This window comes from Elstera litoralis, assembly GCF_000963705.1.
GTDB lineage: Bacteria > Pseudomonadota > Alphaproteobacteria > Elsterales > Elsteraceae > Elstera > Elstera litoralis.
Window position 1 is genome coordinate 1 of the sequence record NZ_LAJY01000140.1, and the last position, 4,940, is coordinate 4,940.

The 4,940-nt window shown below is 61.4% G+C and carries 4 protein-coding genes and 2 pseudogenes; 2 read left to right on the top strand and 4 right to left on the bottom strand.

Translation table 11 applies throughout. The features are described 5' to 3' along the window. Nucleotides 1-131: 131 nt before the first annotated feature. Both VZ95_RS06860 and VZ95_RS06865 read right to left on the bottom strand, forming a co-directional pair. Entirely contained in the window at nt 132-563 is a 432-nt protein-coding gene (locus VZ95_RS06860) for a putative toxin-antitoxin system toxin component, PIN family (RefSeq protein WP_045775195.1), read from the bottom strand. Between the two features lie 88 nt (nt 564-651). After that, nucleotides 652-1,194 carry a DNA-3-methyladenine glycosylase family protein gene (locus tag VZ95_RS06865; RefSeq protein ID WP_052711556.1) on the bottom strand — a complete coding sequence of 181 codons (543 nt, stop codon included), beginning with the start codon at nt 1,192-1,194 and terminating at the stop codon, nt 652-654. A 245-nt stretch (nt 1,195-1,439) separates the two neighbouring features. Here VZ95_RS06865 and VZ95_RS06870 point away from each other — a divergent pair, with 245 nt between their 5' ends. Continuing rightward, the gene (locus VZ95_RS06870; RefSeq protein ID WP_045775196.1) at nt 1,440-1,835 is read left to right on the top strand and encodes a DUF4170 domain-containing protein; all 396 of its coding nucleotides are present in this window, start codon (nt 1,440-1,442) and stop codon (nt 1,833-1,835) included. 138 nt (nt 1,836-1,973) lie between these two features. On the opposite strand, the gene VZ95_RS06875 is transcribed toward VZ95_RS06870, so the two are convergent. Both VZ95_RS06875 and ubiE read right to left on the bottom strand, forming a co-directional pair. Next, the gene (locus VZ95_RS06875; RefSeq protein ID WP_045775197.1) at nt 1,974-3,719 is read right to left on the bottom strand and encodes a monovalent cation:proton antiporter-2 (CPA2) family protein; all 1,746 of its coding nucleotides are present in this window, start codon (nt 3,717-3,719) and stop codon (nt 1,974-1,976) included. Then, a pseudogene (gene ubiE / locus VZ95_RS06880) lies at nt 3,719-4,441 on the bottom strand (bifunctional demethylmenaquinone methyltransferase/2-methoxy-6-polyprenyl-1,4-benzoquinol methylase UbiE); the annotation flags it as partial. The pseudogene ubiE and the gene VZ95_RS06875, both read right to left, overlap by 1 nt. Nucleotides 4,442-4,708: 267 nt before the next feature. Here ubiE and VZ95_RS26760 point away from each other — a divergent pair. After that, a pseudogene (locus VZ95_RS26760) lies at nt 4,709-4,940 on the top strand (HNH endonuclease); the annotation flags it as partial.

A 4,940-nucleotide genomic window follows, 5' to 3' on the forward strand; every position in this document is an offset into this window, starting at 1 on the left:
ATTGAAATAATTTTCCATGCGGAAGGCTTCTGCAAGGGTATCGGTGATGATCTTACTGACCGTGACGCCCTTCAGCTTTGCCATAGCTTCAGCTTGCTCTATCAAAGCGGCATCAGTAATCTGAACTGCGTTCATCGCTTCATCTCCGTCATGCTATGAAGTGCTGCACTCGGTTTCAGAACCTGAATACCATACCGCAGTGCCCCCTCTTTGAAGTCTTCTATATTCTCTGTTATGAGGGCGTCGGCACGACCATTCACGGCAGTTTCCAAAACCATATCATCATTCGCGTCTTTGGTTGCTGGTCTTATTGAAAACCAGAGCGGCACTCTTTCTATATATAGGGTCATCGCATCCAGAATCTCAGTAACATCGTTTCGGGATAATCGAGCCCGCGCGAGATGCTCTGGTCGGGTCATAACAGCCTCATATTCCGCCATGAGCGGAACTGATACCAACGGATTTAGACGCCCCTGCAACACCAGCTTAAGGAGTTGCCGAGACGGCCCGTTCGCGCTGCGGATCGCCGATACCAAGATGCAGGTATCGAGGACAAATCTCATGGGCGCCGATTCCCTCTCCAAGAAAGCTAGGTCCAGGAGCCGCTCGGCTCCTGGCGGGGTACGGGGCAGCGCCTCGTCCTTTTCCCGCTCATCCCTCGATCACCACCGCATCGCGATCCGTCCGGTTGCGGTAGAGGTGCCAGAGGAAATGGGCGGCGGCCCCGCGATAGGGGGCGAAGGGCTCGCCCCCGAGGCGGCGGGCTTTGCCGGTGGGGCGTTCCTCCCAACTCCGCAGGTGCCGCAGGGCCTCCATCACGGCGATATCGTCGGCGGGCCACAGGTCGATGCGGCCGTGGGCGAAGAGCAGATAGACTTCCGCCGTCCACGCCCCGATGCCCTTGACGGCGACGAGATGGGCGAGGGCGTCGTCGTCCGGCATGTCTTCCAGCCCGTCGAGCCGTACCGCGCCGCTGTCGCAGCCTTCCGCCAGCGCGCGGGCGTAGCGCACTTTTGCGCCGGAGAAGCCGCAGCCGCGTAAAGCTTCTTCCGAGGCGGAGAGAATGGCTTGCGGCGTGACCTCCCCCACGAGCGCCTTCATTCGGTCGCGGATCGTGCGGGCGGCGGTAACGGAAAGCTGCTGGCCCAAGATCACGTCCAACAGGGTTTCGAACCCGCGCGGCCAGCGCCGCAAGTCGGTGCACCGATCCGGGCGAACTCGCGGGCGATGTCGGCGTCTTGCGTGGACAGGGCTTCAAGCGCCCGAACTAAATCGACATCAGACTCCAAGCGCGTTAGGGGCATGGTTTGTTTCCTGCTTGTTCCTGCGCTTTTTTAGCATATCCTCGCGCGCCTGTCCTCCCGCTTCTTGCTCCTGGCCCTCGGCATCGGTAGGGTAGCGCCAGTTTTGGAAACTGCTGCAGTGCGGGAGAAACACGAATGCCGAGCCGCTATTGGGTCGTCGGGGGCCATTACACCGATACCGCCTTTACCAGCGTCGTTGCCGGGACGGAAGAAGAGCATATTGGCCCCTTCGCCTCCTACGACGAGGCCAAAGCCGCATGGCAGGCGAAAGCTTGGGCGACGGTCGATAATTGCAACTTCCGCTTCCGCATTATCGAAGAGGCCGGCCCGAAGCGGGTGAAGCGCTATTGGGTAATCGGCGGCGATTATGTCGATACCGGCTTCCGGCAATTGGTCGAAGGCGCGCAGGAAGAGCGGATCGGTCCGTTCGATACCTATGAAACGGCTCATGCCGCGTGGCAGAAAGCCGCTTGGTCCACGGTCGATAGTTGCACCAAACGTTTTCGCGTCGTCGAAGAAACGGTGGTTTAGAGCTGTTTGTGATTTAGGAACCCCGGATTCTCAAGGGTCGGTTGACCCTTGAGTGGGGTGCGGGGCAAAGCCCTGCTAAGACTTTATCGCGGCGCGCGCCGGTCCGGCGGCGCGTCGTTTTCAAAGAGATCCATCAGTTCACGCGCGGCGTTTTTTCGAGCTTTGGATCAACTGCGCCTCGTCTTGGAACACGGCGAATTGGCTGACGATCATGGCTTCATCATGGTCGCGGAAGGTGCGAACGGTGCGTTCGGCCTCCAGCGGCGTCATACCGAGGGTCGTTAGCACCCGCTCGCCCATGATGAGCGACGAATGGAGGGCTTCGCGCAGGATGTTTTCCGGCGGTAAGCCCGCTTCCATCAGCAGATAGACGTGACGGCGATTGCGGGCACGGGCGTAGAGGGTGATATGGGGGAAATTCTCGCGCACTTCCGTCGCCAGCTTGATGGCGGAGGTGATGTCGTCGAAGGCGATGACGACGACGCGCGCTTGCTCCACCCCGGCGACGCGCAGCAGCTCCATGCGGGTCGGGTCGCCGTAATAGACCTGACTGCCGAAGCGGCGGATGAAGTCCACCTGCTTGGCGTTGGTTTCCAGCGCGGTAAAGGGGATGCGGCGCACGCTGAGTAGGCGGCCGACAATCTGGCCGAAGCGCCCGAAGCCGCAAATGATAACTTCCGGCGCATCGTCCGGCAGGGCATCGAACTCCCGCTGCGGATTGGCTTCGACAAGGCGCGGGGCGATCCAGCGTTCGTAGGCGGCGAAGATCAGCGGCGTCAGCATCATCGAGCAGGTGACGATGAGCGAGAGTTCCGCCGCCTCGCCCGCGCCCATCACCTTGTCGGCCATCGCCTGCTGGAACAGCACGAAGCCGAATTCGCCGCCTTGTGCAAGGGCGAGGCCGGTTTGCCGAGCGCTCGCGTCCTTCCGGCCCGTGGCGCGAAGCAGAGCGTAGATGACACCGGCTTTTAAGGCCATCAACCCCAGGATCAGCACTAGGAGCCGGAACGGCGATTGCGCCAGCAGATCCAGCCGCAAGCCCATGCCGATGGCGATGAAGAACAGGCCGAGCAGCAGGCCCTTGAACGGTTCGATATCGACCTGCAACTCGTGGCGATATTCGCTATCGGCCAGCAGTACTCCGGCGATAAACGCGCCGAGCGACATGGAGAGCCCAGCGGCCTGCACCAGCGCAGCGGTGCCGACCACGACCAGCAAGGCGGTGGCAATGAAGATTTCATGGGTTCGGGAGGCGGCGACCATGCGGAAGATCGGCCGGATCAGAAAGCGCCCGCCGAAAAACACCAGCACCAAGGCCATCGCGGCTTCGCCGACCGCGCGCCACGGATCGGCGGCGGCGGCGGCAGTGCCGTCCGGGGCCAGCAGCGGCAGGAGAGCCACGAGCGGAATGATGGCGAGATCCTGGAACAGCAGCAGGGCGAAGCCGTCGCGGCCGGTCTGCGTCGGCAAAAGGTCGCGTTCGGCCAGCATCGGCAGCACGAAAGCGGTGGAGGAAAGCGCGAGACCGAAGCCGCAAATCAGCGCAATCGGTGGCGTAAAGCCGAGCGCCCAATGGGCGATTGCCGCCAAGAGCGCCGCCGTTACGATCACCTGAAGCCCGCCGATGCCAAACACCGTGCGCCGCATGACCCAGAGGCGCGAGGGCTTCAGTTCTAAGCCGATCAGGAATAGCAGCATGACCACGCCGAATTCCGAGACGTGCAGCATGGCGTCCACATCGGTCACGAGCCCGAGGGCCGCCGGGCCGATGACGATGCCTGCGGCAAGATACCCTAGCACCGACCCAAGCCCGGCGCGTTTTGCCAGCGGTACGGCAATCACCGCCGCGCCGAGCAGAATGACGATGGTAAACAGTTCGCCCATTAAAGCTTCCAGCCGCTGTGAATCGCGGCGATTCCGCCGGAGAGGTTGCGCACCTCCACGCGCTCGAAGCCGACCCCGCGCATCCGCGCCGCCAGTTCCTCTTGCGGCGGAAAGCGGCGAATGCTCTCGACCAGATACTTATAGGACTCGCGATCCTTGGCGATCAGCGCGCCCAATTCGGGCAGCAGCTTGAAGGAGTAGAGATCGTAAACCTTATCGAGCCCCGGCACGTTAACGTGGCTGAACTCCAGGCAAAAGAACCGCCCGCCGGGCCGCAGGACGCGGAACGCGTCGGCCAAGGCTTGATCGATATGCGTCACATTCCGCAGCCCGAAGGCGATGGTGTAGGTATCGACACTGCTATCGGGGATGGGTAGATGCTGTGCATCGGCGACCAGATAGGACAGGCCCGATTGCAGGCCGCGATCCAACGCGCGGTCGCGGCCAACCGACACCATGCGCTCGTTAATATCGGCAATCGTCACCAGCGCGCCCGGCGCGCGCTGAAGAATGCGAAAGGCGATATCGCCGGTGCCGCCCGCGACATCGAGATATTTGCGCCCGGCGCGGGGCGCCACCCAATCGACCAGCGCGGCCTTCCAGAGCCGATGCACGCCGAGGCTCATGGCGTCGTTCATCACATCGTAGCTCGCGGCGACGCTATCGAAGACATCGCGGACCATGCCAGCCTTTTGGGCGGGATCGACCGGGCGGAAGCCGAACCAACCGGCTTCCCGGTCGGCGGCTAGGGGGCGGGGGGGCGCTGTTCGTCATGGGAGCCACTTTAAAGCGAAGTTCCGCCGGAGGGAACCTTTGCGCTTTCAAAACTATGCCCGGCCCATTGTGAATTTTTCGTGCCAAGCCCCGAAACCCCTGGGGCCGGGGTTGTCAGGGTAAGACGGATAGGATACCTACTTGGGGGCAGGCGTAACGCGCTGCTTGAGCCCCTGGCAAGGGTTCCCCTCTGGTCGTTTCGGGGGTATTTGCGAATGTCTCATGTGCATTGTCCCGCCTTGGTTCTGAATGCTGATTTTAGGCCGCTCAGTTACTTCCCTTTGTCGCTCTGGTCATGGCAAGAGTCGGTAAAGGCGGTGTTTCTGGATAGGGTTAATATTCTCTCGGAATATGATACGACGATCCGAAGTCCCAGTTTTGAAATGAAGTTGCCTTCGGTTATTGCTTTAAAAGATTACGTTCATACATCGCGCCGACCGGCCTTTA